Source organism: Micrococcaceae bacterium Sec5.1 (assembly GCA_039636795.1).
GTDB lineage: Bacteria > Actinomycetota > Actinomycetes > Actinomycetales > Micrococcaceae > Arthrobacter.
The window spans coordinates 1405648-1424679 of the sequence record CP143430.1 but is presented as its reverse complement, the minus strand read 5'-3'; the positions used below and the strand labels follow the sequence as shown (position 1 = coordinate 1424679).

Here is a 19032-nt window from a genome sequence, read left to right as displayed (position 1 = left end):
CAGTTTGGGTTCGTCCAGAGGATTTACTACAATGGATGAAACCTTCACCCCGTTAAGTTGGTTACTGAGTTCCACGAGTGGCCACCTCGGCGGGGTCTTTGCTTTGTCAGATCAAGAGGAGAAATCCGTGTCTACCACCAACAGCGCCACAGCAGCTTGGCTTACCCAGGAAGCTTTCGACCGCTTGAAGGCTGAGCTGGACCACCTTTCCGGCGCTGGCCGGGCGGAAATCGTCCAGAAGATCGAAGCCGCCCGCCAAGAAGGCGACCTCAAGGAAAACGGCGGATACCACGCAGCCAAGGAAGAGCAGGGCAAGATTGAAGCCCGCATCCGTCAGCTCACCGCGCTCCTGCGCGATGCCCAGGTTGGCGAAGCCCCTGCCGATGACGGAATCGTAGAGCCCGGCATGTTGGTTGTTGCCCGCATCGCCGGGGACGAAGAGACATTCCTGCTCGGCTCACGCGAGATCGCCGGCGACTCCGACCTCGATGTCTTCAGCGAGAAGTCTCCGCTGGGTGCCTCCATCATCGGCCACAAGGAGGGCGACAAGCTCAGCTACACCGCCCCCAACGGCAAGGTAATTCCGGTGGAGATCGTTTCCGCCAAGCCGTACGTCGCCTAAGCAGCGCCAAGAACCCGACGCCGGTTCACCCCTTCGCGGGGTGGGCCGGCGTTTTTCGTGTGCGTGCCCAACTAAGTCGCAGCAGAGCGCGTTTTGAGGGCTCATAACGCGCAGTGCTGCGACCTACTTGGGTCAGGTGGCGGGCTGGGGTTTGGGACGCAACAGGATGGCCGCGATGATCCCCCCAATGGCCCCGCCCAGATGCGCCTGCCACGAAATAAAGCCCATGACGGTTGGCAGCACCCCGAAGAGGATGCTGCCGTACGCCATGAAGAGCACCACGGATAACAGAATCTGCCACCAGCTCCTGTTGAAGAAGCCCCTGACCAGCAGGAACGCGAAAAATCCGAACACCAGCCCTGACGCCCCCACTGTCACGCCTCCCCCACCGATAAGCCACACGGTCAGGCCCGAACCCAGCCAGCTGAAGGCCAAAGCTGTGAGGAAGACCCTGATACCGGCCAGGAAAACCACGAAGCCGAAGATGATGAGGGGCAGGGTGTTGGACAGCAAATGGTTGAGGTTCGCGTGAAGCAGCGGGAACGTCAGGATGTCCAGCACGCCGTCCACGCTGCGGGATCGAAGTCCAAAAGTACTGTTAAGGCCGTGCCTCATCAGCGTGTTCAGGAACTCGATCACATACAGCAGGATCACGAAGCTGCCCATGAACAGCAGGCCACCCTTGGCTCGGCCCGCGAGTGTCTCCTTGGCCTCGGCCTTGGATCCGTCAGGCGTTTCGAGCACCATATGCTACTCCCGTCAGTGCACCACGATCGGCTGGAAGCCTTCGGCCCTCAAGGCGCCGAGGACCTGTTCGCCGTGTTCGTGGCCTTTCGTTTCCAGGTTTATGGTGATGGAGACGTCGCCCATGCTGATGGAGCCGCCCAGGCGCGTGTGGTCAAGGCCCGTGACGTTGGCGTCGTTTTCGGCAATGATGCGGGCAATAGTCGCCAGTGAGCCCGGGCGGTCATCCAGCATCATTCGAACCGTCATGAACCGGCCCGCGGCCGAGAGGCCACGCTGGATAACTTTGAGCATCAGCATCGGATCGATGTTGCCACCGGAAAGCACGACGGCGGTGTTCCCCGGGTTTTCGATTTTGCCATCCATCAGCGCGGCTACTCCCACGGCCCCTGCCGGCTCCACGACCATCTTGGCCCGTTCCAGCAGGAAGATCAGGGCCCGGGCAAGGGAATCCTCGCTCACAGTCACAACATCGTCCACGAGCTCGCGGATGATGCTGAAGGGGAGCTGCCCTGGGCGTCCCACTGCGATGCCGTCGGCCATGGTGGAAACCTTTTTGAGCGGCACCAAGGCGTCTGCAGCGAGGGACGGAGGGTAGGCAGCAGCGTTTTCCGCCTGTACCCCGATGACCCGGATCTCGCGTCCGAGCTCTTTGGCCCTGGCCTTGATCGCCACCGCGACGCCGGCAAGAAGCCCTCCGCCGCCCACGCCCATGAGGATGGTGTCTACGTCCGGGATCTGTTCCAGGATCTCCAGCCCGATGGTTCCCTGGCCCGCGACGACGTCCACGTTGTCAAAGGGGTGCACAAAGACTGCGCCCGTTTCGTTGGCGTAGCGCTGGGCTTCGGCCAGTGCTTCATCCACGTTGTGGCCGTGCAGGATAACTTCGGCACCATGGCTGCGCGTTGCTGCAAGCTTGGGCAGAGCGACACCGAGCGGCATATAAATGCGGGCGTTGATGCCCAGGCTCTTCGCGGCTACGGCTACGCCCTGAGCGTGGTTGCCTGCAGAGGCAGCCACCACGCCGCGCTTCTTCTCGGCATCAGTCAGGCGGGCCATCCGCACGTACGCGCCGCGGACCTTGAAGGATCCGGCACGCTGCAGGTTCTCGCATTTGAAGAAAACTTTGCCGCCCACGAGGCTGCCCAGCGCACGGGACGACTCCACCGGAGTCTTGGTAATAATGCCCTCGAGCAGCTCCTGCGCCTTGAGGACATCGTCCAGCGTGACGGGCAGGGTATCGAGGGTATTCACTGACTATTCTCCTTTGTTGGTGTCAACTGCAGGCTCCTGGACGGAGGTGTTATCTGCGGTCTTGGTTTTGCCGACGGCGCTGCTGCCGCTGCGGGATCCGGCTCCCGGAAGGTGGACTTCCTTGAAGTTGGAGTCACCACCAGCTTCCGACGGCGCGGCTCCAGGCTGCAGCTCGGCCGCGCCCAATCCTTCATCATGTTCCCACGTCCGGCCGGCAATGTAGCGAACCGCCGTGTTTACTACGGCGAGCAGCGGCACTGCGAACAGCGCGCCGGGGATGCCCGCGAGATAGGATCCGGCAGCTACTGAAAGGATGACTGCCACGGGATGAAGCGCCACAGCCTTACCCATAACCAGCGGCTGCAGGATATGACTTTCAAGCTGCTGGACAAGCAGGACGATGGCCAGCATGATCAGCGCATTCACGGGTCCGTTCGCCACAAGGGCCAGCAGCACGGCGATCGCACCGGTAACAAGCGCACCCACCACGGGAATAAACGAACCAATGAACACCAGGACCGCAAGTGGAAGCGCAAGCGGAACCTGGATGATCGCGGCACCGGCTCCGATGCCCACGGCGTCCACGAAGGCAACGAACATCTGGATCCGAACATAGCTGACCATGGAGGTCCAGCCGCGGCGTCCGGCACCATCAGCGGCCCTCCGGGCTGTCTTGGGCAGAAGCCGGACCAGGAACGCCCATATGCGGCTGCCTTCCAGCAGGAAAAAGATCAGGATAAACAGGGCCAGGACCAGGCCGGCGGCAAAGTGTCCGGCCGTGCTGCCAAAGGACAGGGCACCGCTGAGGATGGTGCTGCTGTTGTCCTGCAGGGCCGTGACGCCGTCTGAAATGTACTGGTCAATTTGGTCGGCCGTCAGGTGCAGGGGGCCGGCAGCGAGCCAGTCCTGGATCTGCTGGATTCCCGTCAGCGCCTCCGTCCAAAGCTCCCCGAATCCTGAGACCAGCTGCCTCCCGACCAGCGCAAGGGCACCCCCGATGACCCCGATGAAACCCAGCACTGTGATGGCCACAGCCGCACCGTTGGGCAGATTCCGCTGGCGCAGCCAGAGCACCACTGGGTAAAGGAGCCCGGCCAGCAGTGCCGCGACCATGACCGGAATGATGAGGAAGCTGACCTTGCCCAGCAACCAGACCAGGGCCCCGATCATCAGCAGGATCAGGCCCAGCCGCCACGACCACGCAGCCGCAATGCGCACTCCGTAGGGAATGTCTTGGGCAATTTGTCGGTCAGAACGTGATTTGGCGTCAGGTGTCGGCGTCATGAACCCATAATTCCGCAGCCCGCCCCGTATGGGAAACCGGCCCGCCGCGCGCATGGCCTAGAGGGAGGCCGTAATCCCCCACGTCATGGTCAACGTCCCCCCTGGCGCAAGCCAACGCAAACCATCCCCGCTGTTAAAGGCGTTGGCTGGACCGGTCATGGGCTCTATGGCGACTACTTTTGATCGGCCAGGGAAGGTGTCCGTGACGAACACGTGGACATATTGGCAGTTCTGGTCTTGCTCAAGTGACACGCTGCGCCCATCCGGCGCGGTCAGCGTATGGCGGGCCACGCCGCCGTCGAACGTCAGGTCCGTCAAGGCGACGTCGATGTCCAAACTGCCCACTGCGCGACCTGAAGAAAGGTCAAAATCTCCCTCCACGGCAGCGGTGCTGCGTGGAATCAATCGTTCGTCCGCGACCAGGCGGGTGGCTGCCTTGACCGTCAGGACCAAATCTTCAGGGGCTACCTCGCCCAGCCGGAGATAGGGGTGGGCGCCAAGGACGACGGGAGCAGCATCTTGTGAATCGTTGACCATCGTCTGCGAGACGCGAAGGTCCAGGTTTTCGTCGAGCTCATACTGAACGAGGTGACGGACAAGGAAGGGGTAGCCATGCTGTGGGAAGACGGTAGCTTCAAGGGTCACGGAGAACTCAGACTCGTCCACCAGGGCGTAACCGGCATTGCGGAGCAGTCCGTGGCTGGCGTTGTTGCGCGAGACCTCGGTGATATCGAGCTGCTGCTTTTTGCCGTTGAGATACCAGACACCATCCTCCACCCGGTTGGCCCACGGGGCGAGGGTGATGCCCGTGGCGCCTGGCGGAATCTCGGCGTCACCGTAAGTTTCGGTGAGTTGGACGCCTCCGCGGGAGTACAGCCGAAGACCTGCCGCGAGCTCGGTCACGATGGCGAGCGCATCGTCCCGGCGAAGCTCGAATTGGCGGCCGGTGGCGAAGCGTCGGGGTGCTGATTCGAGCGGGCTTTGGGCAGATGGGGAAGAGGCAGACATGGCAATACCGTACTGCATGCCGTCCCGTTCCCAGCGAATGAGGGATGTTAGCTTTTGTTTGAAACTATGCGTTTTTGATTGCTTTGTGGGATGATGGACCCATGAGCCGTATGACCCGCACCCGCCTCGCTGACAACCGTGAGTTGATCTACTTTGATGACCCCGGAACTCCTGAGCGCACACCGGACTCGCTGGTGGACCACCGCGAGCTTCCGGCCCGTGGCGAGCCCGGCGAGGTCAGGTACGACGCCCTGTCCGGCGAATGGGTAGCAGTGGCCGCCCACCGCCAAAGCCGCACCCATCTCCCCCCGGCCGACCAGTGCCCTATCTGCCCCACGACAGCGGCGAATCCCTCGGAAATTCCGGCTTCCGACTATGACGTCGTGGTGTTTGAAAACAGATTCCCCTCGCTGGGACCTGCGCTGGGCGACATCGCGCAGATCCCGGGTCATGGATTCGCCGGCCACGGCGTCACCGGGCCTGCCTTCGGTCGCTGCGAAGTTGTGGCCTTTACTCCCCAGCACACAGGATCCTTCGCGGAATTGGGAGAGACCCGCGCCCGCACCGTCATAGAAGCCTGGGCACAGCGCACAGAAGCATTGAGCGCCCTGCCCGGCATCAAGCAGGTCTTCCCGTTTGAGAACCGGGGCGCCGATATCGGAGTCACCCTGCACCACCCCCACGGCCAGATTTACGCCTACCCCTACGTCACGCCCCGGGCGGCCACCCTCGGCGCGGTTGCCCGCAAGTACTACGACGACGTCGACGCGAAAGAAACGCTTGGCGCGTCCCTCCTGAAGGCAGAACGCGAGGATGGCAGCCGGATGGTTCTGGAAGCCAAGCACTTCAGCGCCTACGTGCCCTTCGCCGCACGCTGGCCCTTGGAGATCCACCTGGTCCCCCACCGCAGCGTCCCTGACCTCGCGGCCCTGACGGGCGAAGAACGGGACGAGCTCTCGCATGTCTACCTTGACCTGCTGAAGCGGCTTGATGCGCTCTACCCCACCCCCATGCCGTACATCTCCGCGTGGCACCAGGCACCCCTGGACCCGATCCTGCGCCCGGCGGGGCAGTTGCACCTGCAGCTGACCTCACCGCGCCGCGCCGCCGATAAGCTCAAGTACCTGGCCGGCTCTGAAGCAGCCATGGGAGCGTTTATCAATGACACCACCCCGGAAGCCGTGGCGGAGCAACTCCGCGACGTCGCTGCAACCACCGACGCCACACGGTTGGCCGACACCCTGGAAGGCACCCGAGCATGACCACCACCACTGACACCAGCGTGCTTTCCGCCCGCTTTCAGGAGACATTTGGTTCGAGTCCCGACGGCGTGTGGCAGGCACCGGGGCGCGTGAACCTGATCGGCGAACACACGGATTACAACGAGGGATTCGTCCTGCCGTTCGCGATTGATAAGACCGCCAAGGTTGCCATCAGACTCCGTGCAGACTCCACGGTGCGGCTGCTGTCCCTGTTCGGAGGTCATGGCTTGGTGGAAGCGGACCTTTCAAGCCTGGAACCGGGATCCGGCCAGGGCTGGTCACGCTACCCCCTCGGCGTTGCCTGGGCCCTGAAAGAGCGTGGCATCGACGTGCCCGGCTTTGACCTGCTGCTCGATTCGGACGTTCCGCTGGGCGCGGGCCTCTCTTCCTCCCACGCGATTGAATGTGCCGTCATTTCTGCCCTCAACGACCTCACCGGCGCAGGTCTCGGCGCTGAGGACTTGGTGCTCGCCACCCAGCGTGCTGAGAACGTGTTCGTCGGCGCACCCACCGGCATCATGGATCAATCCGCTTCTCTGCGCGGAGCCAAGGGTCATGCTGTGTTCCTGGATTGCCGGGATCAGCACGTTGACCTTGTCCCCTTCGACGCCGAGGCATCGGGCCTGGTCCTGCTGGTCATCGACACGAAGGTGTCGCATTCACACGCCGACGGCGGTTACGCCTCCAAGCGCGCCTCCTGCGAGTTGGGTGCCGAAATCCTCGGCGTCAAAGCACTGCGCGACGTCGGCGTGGAATCCTTGGAGGAAGCCGCGGGCTTACTGGATGAGACAACCCTTCGCAGGGTCCGGCACGTGGTCACAGAAAACGACCGCGTACTCCAGACCGTGGAAATCCTCACCAGCCAAGGCCCTGCCAGCATTGGCGCCTTGTTGGACGCCAGCCATGTGTCCATGCGCGACGACTTCGAGATCTCCTGCCCCGAGCTCGACCTCGCCGTGGAGACCTCCCGGGCCAACGGCGCGATTGGTGCCCGCATGACGGGCGGGGGTTTCGGCGGCTCCGCCATCGCCCTGACCCCTGTAGGCCAGGAGCAACAGGTGCGTCACGCCGTCGTGCGTTCCTTCGCCGAGAGCGGTTTCACCGCCCCTGACATCTTCACTGTGACTCCAGCAGCCGGGGCCCTTCGCCTGACCTGACCCTTCACGGCTGACGCCCGTCTTCCCTCCAGATGCCGGGCGTAAGCTGGGGCCATGACTGAGGCTGTCATCGTTTCCACTGCCAGAAGTCCAATTGGCCGGGCCTTCAAAGGCTCCCTTAAGGACGAGCGTCCCGACGACCTTGCGACTGCCATGGTGCAGGCCGCACTCGCGAAAGTTCCCGCTTTCGATCCTGCCGCCGAAGATGGAGGCGGCCTTGATGACATCCTGTTGGGCTGCGCCGAACCCAGTGGCGAAGCGGGCTCCAACATGGCCCGGGTCGTCGCCGTCCTCGCAAGTCTGGACCGAGTACCGGCAGCTACCATCAACCGTTTCTGCGCGTCCAGCCTGCAAACGCTGCGGATGGCATTCCACGCCATCAAAGCCGGTGAAGCAAGCGCGATCGTATCGGCCGGAGTGGAAAGTGTCTCGAGATACCAGAATTGGGCAGGGGCCGGACAGACCGACGTCGGCAATCACAACCCACTCTTCGAATCAGCAGCCCAGCGGACAGCGGCCCGGGCGGCGTCGAATATTCCCTGGACGGATCCGCGGCTAGGCGGGAGGCTTCCCGATATCTATATCGCCATGGGCCAGACAGCCGAGAACGTTGCCACCAGCTACGGAATCGGCCGGGCAGAGCAGGACGAGTGGGGCGTGCTGAGCCAGAATCGCGCTGAAGCAGCCATTGCCTCGGGTTTCTACGCACGAGAGATCACACCGTACATGCGCAAGGACGGCACCCTGGTTGACCGGGACGACTCTCCTCGCGCGGGAGTGACCTTGGAGGCTGTATCCGCCCTGGACCCCGTCTTCCGGCCCCAAGGCACAGTGACGGCGGGGAATGCGTGCCCACTGAACGACGGCGCCGCCGCCGTCCTGGTCATGAGTGACGCGCGCGCGCGCGAACTTGGACTTCAACCGTTGGCACGAGTTGTCTCCACCGCCGTTTCCGCCCTGTCACCCGAACTCATGGGCATGGGACCAGTTGAGTCAACGCGGCGGGCGTTGGCACTGGCAGGACTGACGATTGACGACATCGACCTCGTGGAGCTCAACGAAGCCTTTGCCGTCCAAGTTGTTGCGAGCGCCCGTGAACTTGGCATCGACCCACAGAAGCTCAACGTGCACGGTGGCGCCATTGCCCTGGGGCACCCCTTCGGTATGACCGGAGCGCGCATGACCACCACGCTCCTCAATGGTTTGAAGGAACGCGACGGAACCCTTGGCCTGGCCACGTTATGCGTTGGAGGCGGCCAGGGAATGGCTGTAGTTTTCGAACGCCTGAGTTGAGGTGTGCTGGGCCACGCCACTGTTTTAGCCAGGTCCCCGTTTAAAGAAAAATGCCCCCGAAGTAATTCGGGGGCATTTTTCTTGAACCTGGGCGGACTTAGTCGTCGCCGCGCAAAATCGCCAGAAGCCGGATGATTTCGACGTAGAGCCAAACCAGCGTGACGGTCAGGCCGAAGGCAGCGATCCAGGAGTAGCGCTCAGGTGCGCCGGCACGGACGCCTTGTTCGATGCTGGTGAAGTCCATGATGAGCGAGAAGGCTGCCAGGCCAATCGCCAGGATGCCAATGAAGACACCCAGCGGGATGCCTGCAATCGTGATACTTGTGCGCAGGCCGAACGGTTCCTGAACCGCACCGGTCCACATCATGACGAGGTTGATCAGCGCAAAGACGGCGTAGCCGATGGTGGCGATCATGAAGAAGCGCACCATCTTGGGTGTGGCGCGGACCTTGCCGCTCTTGAAGAGCAGCAGCGTGACGCCGAAGACTGCCAAGGTACCGATGACCGCCTGGAGGCCGACGCCGGGGAACATTCCGTCAAGTATCCGGGTCAGGCCACCGAGGAAGAGTCCCTCAAGGCCCGCATATGCCAGAATCAGTGCCGGCGAAGGCTGCTTCTTGAAGGTATTGACCAGGGCAAGGACGAATCCCCCGAGCGCGCCGACGATCATCAGCATGCTCGACAGGGCCGGTGCTACAAAGAGCGTGATGCCCGCGCCGACGACCAAGGCAACAAGGCAGGCGACGGTCTTCATGATGACGTCGTCGTAGGTCATCCGGCCGGTGTCGGCAGGTCCTGCTGCAGGCTGGTTGTACATCTGCTGCAGTTGTTCGTTGGTCATGTTCTGCTGCGAAGCGGACCAAGTGGACCCGGCGTCGAGGACCTGCCCAGGCGCGCGACCAGGTGCTTGGCTAAACTGCTGGCCGTACTGGTTGGAATACGGATTTTGCGGAACAGGCGGTGCCTGTTTGGCTCCACGGAAATTCTTTCCGTTGAAGATAGGGTTTCCGCCAAGTGCCATTGCGGGTGTCCTCCTGAAAAGGGCTAAGTGATAATTCACGGTACCAATTACCACGCGCCCAGGGCAGGGAAAGTTCCCTTGTTCACCCAGACGAAACTCAACCGTGACACGAATGTGGGAGATTCTTGTTGCCTATAGCTTCACAGTTGTTATCCGATCGCTATCTTCCGACCTCTATGCTGTGCATTTTTTAGCCGCACTGAGCGGTAACATAGGCCACACATGGGTGACTTAGATCACAATCGAGGCAGCTAGGCAAGAACTGTTCACAAGCCCCATGACCGTTCGCACCGGCTGCAATGGCGCAGCCGGGACCACCCCCACTGTGGAGGTTTCCATTTTGAGAAGCACACTGCGCGACCCGTCCATGAGACGGTCCAAGGGACTGCAGAGAGCCGTGGGGGCGTTCTTCGCAGCCCTCATTGCCACTCTGTTGATCGCCGCCCCCGCGGCGGAGGCAACCACCCCCTCGCCTTCGCCATCCCCAACGAATTTCCAAGACAATATCAGCGGCTTCCTCCGCGATGATGCCCGTGCTCCCATACCGGGCGTGAAGATCAAGGCCTCGGGCAACGGGTTTGAGGGCGAAGCAACTTCCGGAGCCAACGGCGCCTGGAACATAGGCGTCCCCACACAAGGCACGTACAGAGTTGAGCTGGATACCTCCACCTTGCCCCAAGGCATCAAACTTGCCGATGGTCAGGAGAACCCCCGCGATGTCACCTTCAGCCAGACGTCCAACCTGTCAGTCATCTTCGCCTTCGGTAAGGGCATCGTCGTCCAGCAACAAGACTTCGGCCAAAACCTCCTCAACCGCCTGGTTGCCGGGCTGAGCTTCGGCCTGCTGCTGGCACTTGCCTCCGTCGGCCTGTCCCTTATCTTCGGCACCACAGGCCTTACCAACTTCGCCCACGGCGAGATGGTGACCATGGGTGCCGTGCTCGTCTTCATGCTCAACAGTTTTGGGTTGCCGTTCTGGCTGGCCATCCTGCTGTCGCTGATCGGCGGCGGGCTCTTCGGGTATGTCCAGGATGCCGGGCTCTGGCGGCCTTTGCGGCGGCGCGGCTCGGGCCTGGTGCCCATGATGATTGTCAGCATCGGCCTTGCCCTGGCTATCCGCTACGTCATCCAGTTCTTCTTCGGCGGCGCCACCCAACAGCTGCCCGGAGCCCAAAGCGCCGAGGTCCAGATCGGGCCCATTTCCATCTCTCCGAACAACCTCTGGTCCCTGTTGATCAGTGCCGTGGTGATTGCCATGATCGGCATAGTCCTGCTGAAGACCCGTCTTGGTAAGGCAACCCGTGCGGTGGCCGACAACCCGGCTCTGGCCGCGGCTTCGGGCATCGACGTCGACTCGGTCATCCGGCTCGTATGGATCGTTGGCGGCGTCCTGGCTTCCCTCGGCGGCATCCTGTGGGCCTACTACCGGCCCGGGGTGACGTTCGACATGGGCTCGCAAATCCTGCTGCTCATCTTCGCCGGCGTGACGCTCGGTGGCCTGGGCACCGTCTTCGGCGCCCTGCTCGGCTCCATCGTCGTCGGAATCTTCGTGGAGCTGACCACGGTCTTTGGCCTCCCTGCCGACCTCAAGTACGTTGGCGCTTTGTTCATCATGATTGTTGTTCTTCTGTTCCGACCGCAGGGTATCCTCGGCCGGCGTGAGCGTGTGGGTTAGGAGCGGGCCATGGACTTCGGATTTATTCTTTCCAGCGCCCTTGGCGAATTGTTCAGCCCGACGACGGCGGCCTACGCGCTTGCCGCTTTGGGCCTGGCCGTACACTTCGGCTACTCAGGCCTGTTGAACTTCGGTCAGGCCGGTTTCATGGCAGTGGGCGCCTACGGCTTCGCCATCTCCACGTTGACTTTCAAAACTCCGTTCTTCATCGGCCTGCTTATCGCGGTCCTGTGTTCGGTAATCTTCGCGTTCATCCTGGGTATTCCAACACTGCGCCTGCGGGCGGACTACCTCGCTATCGTCACTATCGCAGCAGCGGAAATTGTGCGCTACGTCGTCACTACCAACCAACTCACCAGCGTCACGGGTTCGGCAAACGGCCTGGCCGCATTCGAGGGTGGCTTCTACTCCATGAATCCCTTCCCTGAGGGGTCCTACATGGGAATGAACAACCGTGACTTCTTTATCCGGGTTGTGGGTTGGGGCCTGGTCATTATCTGCTGCCTGCTGGTCTGGCTGCTGATGCGCAGCCCTTGGGGGCGCGTCCTGAAGGGCATCCGCGAGGATGAGAACGCGGTGCGGTCACTCGGCAAGAATGTCTATTCCTACAAGATGCAGGCCCTCATTATTGGTGGCATCCTGGGCGCCCTCGCCGGCATGATCTTCACCCTCCCCCGCGGCGCCGTCCAGCCCTCCAACTACGGCACTGAGCTCACGTTCTTCCTTTGGACCTGCCTCCTGCTCGGTGGCATGGCCACCGTCCTGGGCCCGGTGATCGGAGCCATGATCTTCTGGGTAGTGCTCTCGCTGACGCAGAGCCTGCTTTATGGGCTCATCGAATCCGGAGTCGTCACCTGGCTGACCACCGTTCAGGCCGGCCAGCTGCGCTACATCCTTGTTGGTGTGGCACTGATGCTCCTGATGATCTTCCGCCCGCAAGGCGTCTTCGGCAATAAGAAGGAGCTTGCTTTCGCATGAGTGAGACCAACGAACCAAACAGCAACAACCCAGTCAACCCAGTCAACCCCGTTACCCCTTCCGGCACTGGTGGCTCAGCCCACCGCGCCATCCCAAGCGACGAGTCAGGCATCGACTACATGACCGATTCGCGTCCTATTGCGGTCGGGGAAAATACCCCTGGCTGCAAGAAGCGCGATCCGATCGTCGTGGCCGAAAACGTCACCCGCTCCTTCGGCGGCATCAACGCCGTGGACGTGGAATACCTGGAGATCCCCCGCCACAAGATCACCGCATTGATCGGGCCAAACGGTGCCGGCAAGACCACCCTGTTCAACTTGCTCACCGGCTTCGACACGCCAAACACGGGCAAGTGGCAGTTCGAAGGAAACAGTATTGCCGGCGTCTCGTCCTACAAAGTGGCCCGCATGGGCATGGTGCGGACATTCCAGCTGACCAAGGTCATGGGCAAGCTGACAGTCATGGAAAACATGCGGCTCGGTGCAGCGGACCAGCCGGGCGAGCGTCTTTCCAAAGCCCTGTTCAAGGGCATGTGGGGTGGCCGGGAGAAGGAGATCACGGCACAGGCACACGTGCTCTTGGAGAAGTTCAAGCTGGACACCAAGAGGGATGACTACGCCGCTTCCCTCTCCGGCGGCCAGCGTAAGCTCCTGGAGATGGCACGATCCCTCATGGTGAAGCCCAAGCTCGTCATGCTCGACGAGCCCATGGCCGGCGTGAACCCCGCACTGACCCAGTCCCTCCTGGACCACATCAAAAACCTCAAGGCTGAAGGCATGACGGTCCTGTTCGTGGAGCACGATATGAACATGGTGCGCCACATCGCAGACTGGGTAGTAGTCATGGCAGAAGGAAAGATCGTGGCCGAAGGCCCTCCCGTGGAAGTCATGAAGAACCCCGCCGTGATCGATGCTTACCTTGGCGCGCACCACGACGTTGACCTCGGCGACGCAGAAGGCATCAAGGTGCTCGAGGCAGAACTTGAGGCCGACGAAGAGTCGGTAGTGGGAACCGAAGACGCAGGCATCCTGTCCGACATCGTAGAAACCAAGAAGGAGGACGGGAAATGAGCAGCACCAGCGCAATGCCCGCCTCGGCAGATGCCCCAGCCAGCGATTCGGTCGTCAAAGTCACCAACCTGGTGGCGGGCTACATTCCTGGCGTCAATATCCTCAACGGTTGCTCCATCGAGGCACGCAAGGGTGAATTGATCGGTATTATTGGACCCAACGGCGCCGGTAAATCCACCCTGCTGAAGGCCATGTTCGGCCTGGTCAAGGTCCACTCCGGCACTGTAATAGTCCGGGGTCAGGATCTCACAGGATTGAAGGCCAACAAGCTTGTCACCCAGGGCGTCGGCTTTGTCCCCCAGACCAACAACGTGTTCGCCACGCTCACCATCGAAGAGAACCTCCAGATGGGCATGTTCCAGCGGCCCAAGGCGTTCGCCGAGCGCTTCGACTTCGTTGCCAGCCTCTTCCCCGAACTGGCCAAGCGACGTGCCCAGCGAGCCGGTTCCCTCTCAGGCGGTGAACGCCAGATGGTCGCCATGGGGCGGGCACTCATGATGGATCCTGCAGTGCTCCTGCTCGATGAGCCTTCGGCGGGTCTCTCCCCCGTCAAGCAGGACGAGACCTTCCTTCGGGTCCACGAGATCAACCGCGCCGGCGTCTCAGTCATCATGGTGGAACAGAACGCCCGCCGTTGCCTGCAGATCTGCGACCGCGGTTACGTCCTGGACCAAGGGAAGGACGCCTACACAGGCACTGGACGCGAGCTCATGAAGGACCCCAAGGTCATCCAGTTGTACTTGGGGACGCTGGCCGACGAGGTCTAGCAGCCGCTTTACACGCACGGAGGGCTCTGGGTATACCCAGGGCCCTCAGCCGTTCCCTGCCCGTTGCGGGCCCACTCTGCTCCCCAAACCCGCCCTCAAGCACGCACACCGAGCCCGACAACACAGAACAGGTCCCCTTCCTGGAGAGGAAGGGGACCTGTTCTGTGTTGCGGTCTAGCCGGGCCTTGGCTTAGAGCTTGCCGAACTCCGCCTTCACGGGCATTAGCTTATTCTCGTTGGTGTATTGATAGATGCCGATATAGGCTTCCGTCGGGTCACCCGCATCCGAGAACGTGATTGGACCCGACTGGCCGTCGTAGTCGATGTCCTTGCCGTTACGAAGCAACGTGACGCAGCTGGCGAAGTTGTTGCACTTCTCGCCACCCTGCGATACGTCCTTGAGCTTGGCTGCGATATCAGCGCCCTTGGTGCTCTTGGCTTCCTCAGCGGCGAGAGCAATCAGGTTTACTGCATCGTAAGACTCACCGCCGTACGTGAAGTCCTTCAAAGCCGGATCCACACTAAGAAGTGACTTGGTGAACGATTCGGCCGCGAAAGTGCCAGGGAATGTTCCGTGAGCGCCAGTGAGCGTGCCCGGTTGGAAGTCCTTGCTGTAGTCGGTGGTGTTGCCATCAACCAGGAACAGCTGTCCGGGCTTTGCCCCCTTGCCTGTGACAAGTGGAATAATGCTCTTGGCTTCATCAAATGTGATCAGGACAATGGCGTCGGGCTTTGCCGCAATGACCTTGTCCACCTGGCTGCTGAATTGGGTGTCGCCGGTATTGAACAGTTCCTCGGCTACCACCTTGCCGCCGGCAGCTTCAAAGGCCGCCTTAACGTTCTTCTGCAAGCCGGTTCCGTACGCGTCGTTGAGGACGATCATGCCGACGGTCTGAGCGCCGCAGGTGGCCATGTAGTTGCCGAGAACCTTGCCCTGCAGGACGTCGGAGGGTGCCGTGCGCCAGTAGAGGCCCTTGTCATCCCATGTTGTGAAGTCGGGCGACGTATTTGCCGGGGAGAACTGAAGCACACCTGCGCCTGTGATCTGGTTGATGACCGTCTTGGAAACACCGGACGAGGCCGCCCCAATAATGGCGCTCACGCCCTGGCCCAGGAGGGCGGTGGTGGACTGGGTTGCGATGTCGGTCTTGGTGTCACCAGAGTCACGGTGCACCACCGAAACGGGAGCGCCGAGAACGCCGCCAGCATCATTGACTTCCTTGATACCGAGGTTGACGCCAGCAACTTCGGGTGGGCCGAGGAACGCGAGCGACCCCGTTGTCGGCAGAAGCGATCCAAGTTTCAGAGGAGTGGAGGTAGTGGTGGTCGAGGGAGGTACGGGTCCCGTGTTGGTAGCAGCCTGGCTGTTGCTGGCTCCCGCCCCTGCACTCGGAGCCGGGCAGGAGATGCCTGCCGCGGCGGCGGAACTGGACCCGGTCTGGCTCGGCGTGGAGGACCCACCACAAGCTGTGGCCAGGAGGGCAACCCCAATGCCAAGCGCTGTAAGCTTGGCGGCTCGGGGCGCCGCTTGGGAAAGATCAAACATTCGTTGTCTCCTCGATCGAAAGGTGCGAACTGCCTTTGATGCGATAACTCAGGTGTTCCTGATTAAGACTCAAACTAGTGCAATTGATCCGGGAAGATAAGTGATTCAGGTCACATCCCTATAACACTCGTTGCCTGTGGGGAATCTACGAGCCTGCTGGGAAAAGTCTCTGAAGAAGGGCCGACAAATGGAAGGGGAGGAAACGTCCTCCCCTTCCGATGTGTGCCCCAGGTGGGACTCGAACCCACAACACGCGGATTTTAAGTCTGAGGCTAGGTGTTGCGAGGGCATGCGAGTAGGTGCAAAAACCCCGGAATCACGCGGAAGCTGAGTGCGGGCAGGTGCGCCTATATGCGTCTACGTTTTCGCTAATGGCAACCAAGATGGCAACCAAACCACGCGGTCACTTCCACGTCCAACCGGCTGTCACCTTGTGGACGCCACCGCTGCTATCGACGTAGCTTTCGCACTTGTAAGTGCTGTCATGTTCCTGCCCATCGACGTCCAAGGCGCGCATTTCACCAGTGACCAGATAGAGGAATCCGCCGTTCTTCTGGATCGATGTTTTATTCACCGTCGTGCTCTTGAAGTTTGGCGTCGACCCCGAGGGGAGTTTGTCCTGAATGGCCTCGCGGCAGCTGCTCTGCGCCGCCTCTGGAGCCCTGGCATAGGAGCGGGCGACGAACGTACTGATGCCAGCGATAACGAGTGCCAGCACGGCAAGGACGATGCCTGCCTTCTTCCATTTGGCCGAGGCTGGGATCCGCTCCACGGAAGCCTCGCCGTTGGCCCACTCCCCTATCCTTCGGTAGCCGGCGTTGCGGACGTGGTTGTCTGCGGACTTGATGTTGTCAGCGGTGCGCTTCTCGTAGATGACCTTGCCCTCGGCGTCCGTGATCGTGATCGGCCGCGTGGCTGCGACGGTGCTGCCACCAAACCCTTGGGAGTCCCGTTGCCCTGGTTCTCCGAGGACTGCCGTGAGTGGACGTTGCGTTGGTTCCATAGTGACTCCCCCGGGTTTTCGAAATGATGCGAGCGCAGTCATCCTATGATGAGGGGCGTGGAAGTAACACTGACCATTGAGAACAGCGACGGCGAGCGGGGCAGGGCAGCGTTAGCGCCGTCGGGCCTGGCTACGAGAGCGCCTTAGCAAACGCCCGGGCTCTCATCCCCGAGGACTGCAAGGCCATCGTGATTCGAACCAACACTGAGAACTAGAGAGGCCCGACTTGGCAACGTCAGCACAGGAAGCGGAAGCGCCAACCCCTAAAGAGGTTTTCGTTATCTCGCCAATTGGGGAAGCCGACTCACCTGAAAGAAAAAACGCGGACCGCTTCCTGAACAACATCGTCCGTCGGGCGCTGCCCGATCCGGAGTACGTCATTCTGCGAGCAGACGAGGAAGTGTCGCCCTATGCAATCACGGAAGCCATGCTGCGGCGCCTCTTGGATTCGCATTTCTGTGTCGCAGACATTACCGGGCTGAATCCCAACGTGATGTACGAGCTCGCCCTCGCGCACGCCGCGGGCAAGATGGTCGTCACCATGACGCGAGACAAGGGCCGCCCGCCTTTCGATATCAAGGACATGCGCGTCATCACCTATGGATTCGACTGGGAGGAAGTCGAAGCCGCGGTCGTGACTCTAGGAAGGATGGCCGAGCACGAGCCCGAAGACTCGAGATTCCGGGACATGTTCAATCCTGTAACCACTGCCTTCAGAGATCTAATGGACCGCCAAAAAGCGGAATCGGAGCTGGGGACCCCCGCAGAAGCCTTCGCCCGCATGGTCGAGAACATCGAACGAAAGCTGGACGTCGTAATCAGAGGACAGTCCGAGGATTCTGGATCGCGGGTGGGGACGCCAACAATAACTCAAACTTACCCGGACGAAGGTGTTGTCCTCCGGATGGAAAACTTGATGGATCTGTTTGCAAGGCGTGTCCTTGAGTCGAACGTGGGTCCTAAGTCGTTCCTCCGATATCGGGGGCATATGAAACTCGGCGAAGCTTTGATTCAGGACCTCGTTGAGGGCCGCGGAAACTTGGCATCCTTGGAAAAATGGGCCCACGAGACTGAACTTCTGATCGCAGCCAAAAACGCTCTTGACAACCGTGAAGCAGAACTCCCGTAAGACAAACACAGGAAGTCCCCCACCCTCACAATGAGGATGGGGGCTTCTCGCTATAGCAGGGTTTTGCCGTCGATGATCTTGGCCGTTCCATCGATGGTGAGATTGCCTTCGCCGTTGATATGGAAACCTGCGGGCGGCGTTCCTGCTTCGTGTCTGCCCTGCTTCTCACCAACCGGGGTGGCTGCCTGAATCGCAGAGGCGACGCCGGTCGGTTTCCACAACAGTTTGTAGCTGTTGCCTGCCGTGACAAAAGATGACCAGGATGGCGACGATGACGCCAGCTGTGGTGAAGATCCCGGCCAGCAATGCTGTGACCGCAGCAACCACCACGTAGAAGCAGAACGCTACGATGGACTGCCGACGAGGAGACCAGCGGGACTGTTGAATGACAGCGATCACCAGCGGGCGAACGAACCCTGCGACAAGCAGCCCGTCATGGCTCTGGTCTACAGGTACCACCCGGACTACGAGAGCGCGTGGGAGATCTAGTCCGTGACCGACATCGCCGAGTTCCTCAGAGCCTGCATCACCGAAGACGGGGAGAACATCCGCAACGCCGAATCGCTGGGCGTGCCCATCGGACACGTCCTGCAGAACCGACTCTTGAAGGAATGTGAAGATAAGCCCGCCATCGTGAGGCTACACCGGTTCGAGGACCCTTGGGACAAGGTCTGCGCGACGTGCACCGACCAGGGAAACGTGCATCTTGGACTAGGGCGGCCTGCGGCCAAATGGCCGTGCCCGACGCTGAGGGCCATGGCATCGGTCTATTCCCGCTATCCCGGCTACGACGCGGAGTGGCGCGCGTAGGCTGGTTTGCATGTGTAACGGAAGTGGCTTTGCACTAGCCATTAGTGACACGACAACGTGTCGTAGGAGAGATCAAGGCCCCGGCAGGATTCATTCCTGCCGGGGCCTTTTTGTCTGCCCGGTCACATACGTTGGAAGTTCTAACCGAGGGGAGTTGGGTGATGGTTGATGAGATCCGATCAGAAACGGTGGATGGTCCTGGGGGGCTGCCAGCTGCGCCCCGTCAGGGGGCAGGGGCAGTGCCAAGTTGGCACCGTCGTGGACAGCGTGATGATTACGGGGGCGAGGTATGGGAAATCAACTGGCCGGACGGCAGCATGGACCTCTGGTTTCACGCTCCAAAAAGCTAATGGCAACCAAAATGGCAACCAAGCCCAACACTTGGCGGCCAACCAGTTAAACGCAAACA

At 61.2% G+C, this 19032-nt stretch carries 18 protein-coding genes; 10 read left to right on the top strand and 8 right to left on the bottom strand.

From position 1 onward, the window contains the following. Positions 1-127 precede the first annotated feature (127 nt). Positions 128-622: a transcription elongation factor GreA gene (gene greA / locus VUN82_06725; GenBank protein XAS73526.1), complete on the top strand. Its 495-nt coding sequence runs from the start codon at positions 128-130 to the stop codon at positions 620-622. Positions 623-754: 132 nt separating this feature from the next. Here the strand turns inward: greA and VUN82_06720 are convergent, their stop codons facing one another. The 4 genes from VUN82_06720 to VUN82_06705 are packed head-to-tail and all read right to left on the bottom strand — an operon-like array spanning position 755 to position 4912. Continuing rightward, complete coding sequence (locus VUN82_06720) at positions 755-1369, bottom strand: rhomboid family intramembrane serine protease (GenBank protein XAS73525.1); 615 nt, start codon at positions 1367-1369, stop codon at positions 755-757. A 12-nt stretch (positions 1370-1381) separates the two neighbouring features. Continuing rightward, positions 1382-2620, bottom strand: a complete 1239-nt coding sequence (gene ilvA, locus VUN82_06715; GenBank protein ID XAS73524.1) for a threonine ammonia-lyase — start codon at positions 2618-2620, stop codon at positions 1382-1384. Between the two features lie 3 nt (positions 2621-2623). Then, complete coding sequence (locus VUN82_06710) at positions 2624-3904, bottom strand: AI-2E family transporter (GenBank protein ID XAS73523.1); 1281 nt, start codon at positions 3902-3904, stop codon at positions 2624-2626. A gap of 57 nt (positions 3905-3961) precedes the next feature. Continuing rightward, positions 3962-4912: an aldose 1-epimerase family protein gene (locus tag VUN82_06705; protein ID XAS73522.1), complete on the bottom strand. Its 951-nt coding sequence runs from the start codon at positions 4910-4912 to the stop codon at positions 3962-3964. 101 nt (positions 4913-5013) lie between these two features. Here VUN82_06705 and galT point away from each other — a divergent pair, with 101 nt between their 5' ends. From galT to VUN82_06690, 3 genes are read left to right on the top strand one after another with little or no spacing between them, the layout of a single operon-like run. Next, positions 5014-6174, top strand: coding sequence for a galactose-1-phosphate uridylyltransferase (gene galT, locus VUN82_06700; GenBank protein ID XAS73521.1), 1161 nt, complete (start codon positions 5014-5016; stop codon positions 6172-6174). Then, complete coding sequence (gene galK, locus VUN82_06695; protein XAS73520.1) at positions 6171-7331, top strand: galactokinase; 1161 nt, start codon at positions 6171-6173, stop codon at positions 7329-7331. The genes galT and galK overlap by 4 nt, the downstream gene beginning before the upstream one ends. A gap of 54 nt (positions 7332-7385) precedes the next feature. Further along, the gene (locus VUN82_06690; protein XAS73519.1) at positions 7386-8624 is read left to right on the top strand and encodes an acetyl-CoA C-acetyltransferase; all 1239 of its coding nucleotides are present in this window, start codon (positions 7386-7388) and stop codon (positions 8622-8624) included. Positions 8625-8721: 97 nt separating this feature from the next. On the opposite strand, the gene VUN82_06685 is transcribed toward VUN82_06690, so the two are convergent. Beyond that, entirely contained in the window at positions 8722-9645 is a 924-nt protein-coding gene (locus tag VUN82_06685; GenBank protein ID XAS73518.1) for a Bax inhibitor-1/YccA family protein, read from the bottom strand. A 277-nt stretch (positions 9646-9922) separates the two neighbouring features. On the opposite strand from VUN82_06685, the gene VUN82_06680 reads away from it, so the two are divergent. The 4 genes from VUN82_06680 (at position 9923) to VUN82_06665 (ending at position 14135) form a co-directional block, all read left to right on the top strand. Further along, positions 9923-11320 (top strand): branched-chain amino acid ABC transporter permease, encoded by a 1398-nt coding sequence (locus VUN82_06680; GenBank protein ID XAS73517.1) that lies wholly within the window; start codon positions 9923-9925, stop codon positions 11318-11320. A 9-nt stretch (positions 11321-11329) separates the two neighbouring features. Further along, the gene (locus VUN82_06675) at positions 11330-12298 is read left to right on the top strand and encodes a branched-chain amino acid ABC transporter permease (GenBank protein XAS73516.1); all 969 of its coding nucleotides are present in this window, start codon (positions 11330-11332) and stop codon (positions 12296-12298) included. A 119-nt stretch (positions 12299-12417) separates the two neighbouring features. After that, complete coding sequence (locus tag VUN82_06670; GenBank protein ID XAS74633.1) at positions 12418-13368, top strand: ABC transporter ATP-binding protein; 951 nt, start codon at positions 12418-12420, stop codon at positions 13366-13368. After that, a complete protein-coding gene (locus VUN82_06665) occupies positions 13365-14135 on the top strand; it encodes an ABC transporter ATP-binding protein (GenBank protein ID XAS73515.1) in 771 nt (256 codons plus the stop codon). The genes VUN82_06670 and VUN82_06665 overlap by 4 nt, the downstream gene beginning before the upstream one ends. A 190-nt stretch (positions 14136-14325) precedes the next feature. Here the strand turns inward: VUN82_06665 and VUN82_06660 are convergent, their stop codons facing one another. Together VUN82_06660 and VUN82_06655 are read right to left on the bottom strand one after the other, a co-directional pair. After that, complete coding sequence (locus VUN82_06660) at positions 14326-15681, bottom strand: ABC transporter substrate-binding protein (protein XAS73514.1); 1356 nt, start codon at positions 15679-15681, stop codon at positions 14326-14328. A 403-nt stretch (positions 15682-16084) separates the two neighbouring features. Beyond that, positions 16085-16684, bottom strand: coding sequence for a hypothetical protein (locus VUN82_06655; GenBank protein ID XAS73513.1), 600 nt, complete (start codon positions 16682-16684; stop codon positions 16085-16087). 226 nt (positions 16685-16910) lie between these two features. Here VUN82_06655 and VUN82_06650 point away from each other — a divergent pair, with 226 nt between their 5' ends. After that, on the top strand, positions 16911-17813 hold the full coding sequence (locus VUN82_06650) for a hypothetical protein (GenBank protein ID XAS73512.1): 903 nt from the start codon (positions 16911-16913) through the stop codon (positions 17811-17813). Between the two features lie 165 nt (positions 17814-17978). Here VUN82_06650 and VUN82_06645 read toward each other — a convergent pair whose 3' ends face one another. Continuing rightward, complete coding sequence (locus VUN82_06645; protein ID XAS73511.1) at positions 17979-18272, bottom strand: hypothetical protein; 294 nt, start codon at positions 18270-18272, stop codon at positions 17979-17981. A 33-nt stretch (positions 18273-18305) separates the two neighbouring features. Between VUN82_06645 and VUN82_06640 the strand changes: the two genes are divergently transcribed. Then, on the top strand, positions 18306-18623 hold the full coding sequence (locus tag VUN82_06640) for a DUF6221 family protein (protein XAS73510.1): 318 nt from the start codon (positions 18306-18308) through the stop codon (positions 18621-18623). Positions 18624-19032: the final 409 nt, after the last annotated feature.

Excerpts from the sequence above, each read along its gene's own strand:
- VUN82_06720 (XAS73525.1), bottom strand. The coding sequence starts at position 1,369 with ATGGTGCTCGAAACGCCTGACGGATCCAAGGCCGAGGCCAAGGAGACA.
- VUN82_06710 (XAS73523.1), bottom strand. The coding sequence starts at position 3,904 with ATGACGCCGACACCTGACGCCAAATCACGTTCTGACCGACAAATTGCC.
- VUN82_06705 (XAS73522.1), bottom strand. The coding sequence starts at position 4,912 with ATGTCTGCCTCTTCCCCATCTGCCCAAAGCCCGCTCGAATCAGCACCC.
- galT (XAS73521.1), top strand. The coding sequence starts at position 5,014 with ATGAGCCGTATGACCCGCACCCGCCTCGCTGACAACCGTGAGTTGATC.
- galK (XAS73520.1), top strand. The coding sequence starts at position 6,171 with ATGACCACCACCACTGACACCAGCGTGCTTTCCGCCCGCTTTCAGGAG.
- VUN82_06690 (XAS73519.1), top strand. The coding sequence starts at position 7,386 with ATGACTGAGGCTGTCATCGTTTCCACTGCCAGAAGTCCAATTGGCCGG.
- VUN82_06685 (XAS73518.1), bottom strand. The coding sequence starts at position 9,645 with ATGGCACTTGGCGGAAACCCTATCTTCAACGGAAAGAATTTCCGTGGA.
- VUN82_06680 (XAS73517.1), top strand. The coding sequence starts at position 9,923 with ATGACCGTTCGCACCGGCTGCAATGGCGCAGCCGGGACCACCCCCACT.
- VUN82_06675 (XAS73516.1), top strand. The coding sequence starts at position 11,330 with ATGGACTTCGGATTTATTCTTTCCAGCGCCCTTGGCGAATTGTTCAGC.
- VUN82_06670 (XAS74633.1), top strand. The coding sequence starts at position 12,418 with ATGACCGATTCGCGTCCTATTGCGGTCGGGGAAAATACCCCTGGCTGC.
- VUN82_06665 (XAS73515.1), top strand. The coding sequence starts at position 13,365 with ATGAGCAGCACCAGCGCAATGCCCGCCTCGGCAGATGCCCCAGCCAGC.
- VUN82_06660 (XAS73514.1), bottom strand. The coding sequence starts at position 15,681 with ATGTTTGATCTTTCCCAAGCGGCGCCCCGAGCCGCCAAGCTTACAGCG.
- VUN82_06655 (XAS73513.1), bottom strand. The coding sequence starts at position 16,684 with ATGGAACCAACGCAACGTCCACTCACGGCAGTCCTCGGAGAACCAGGG.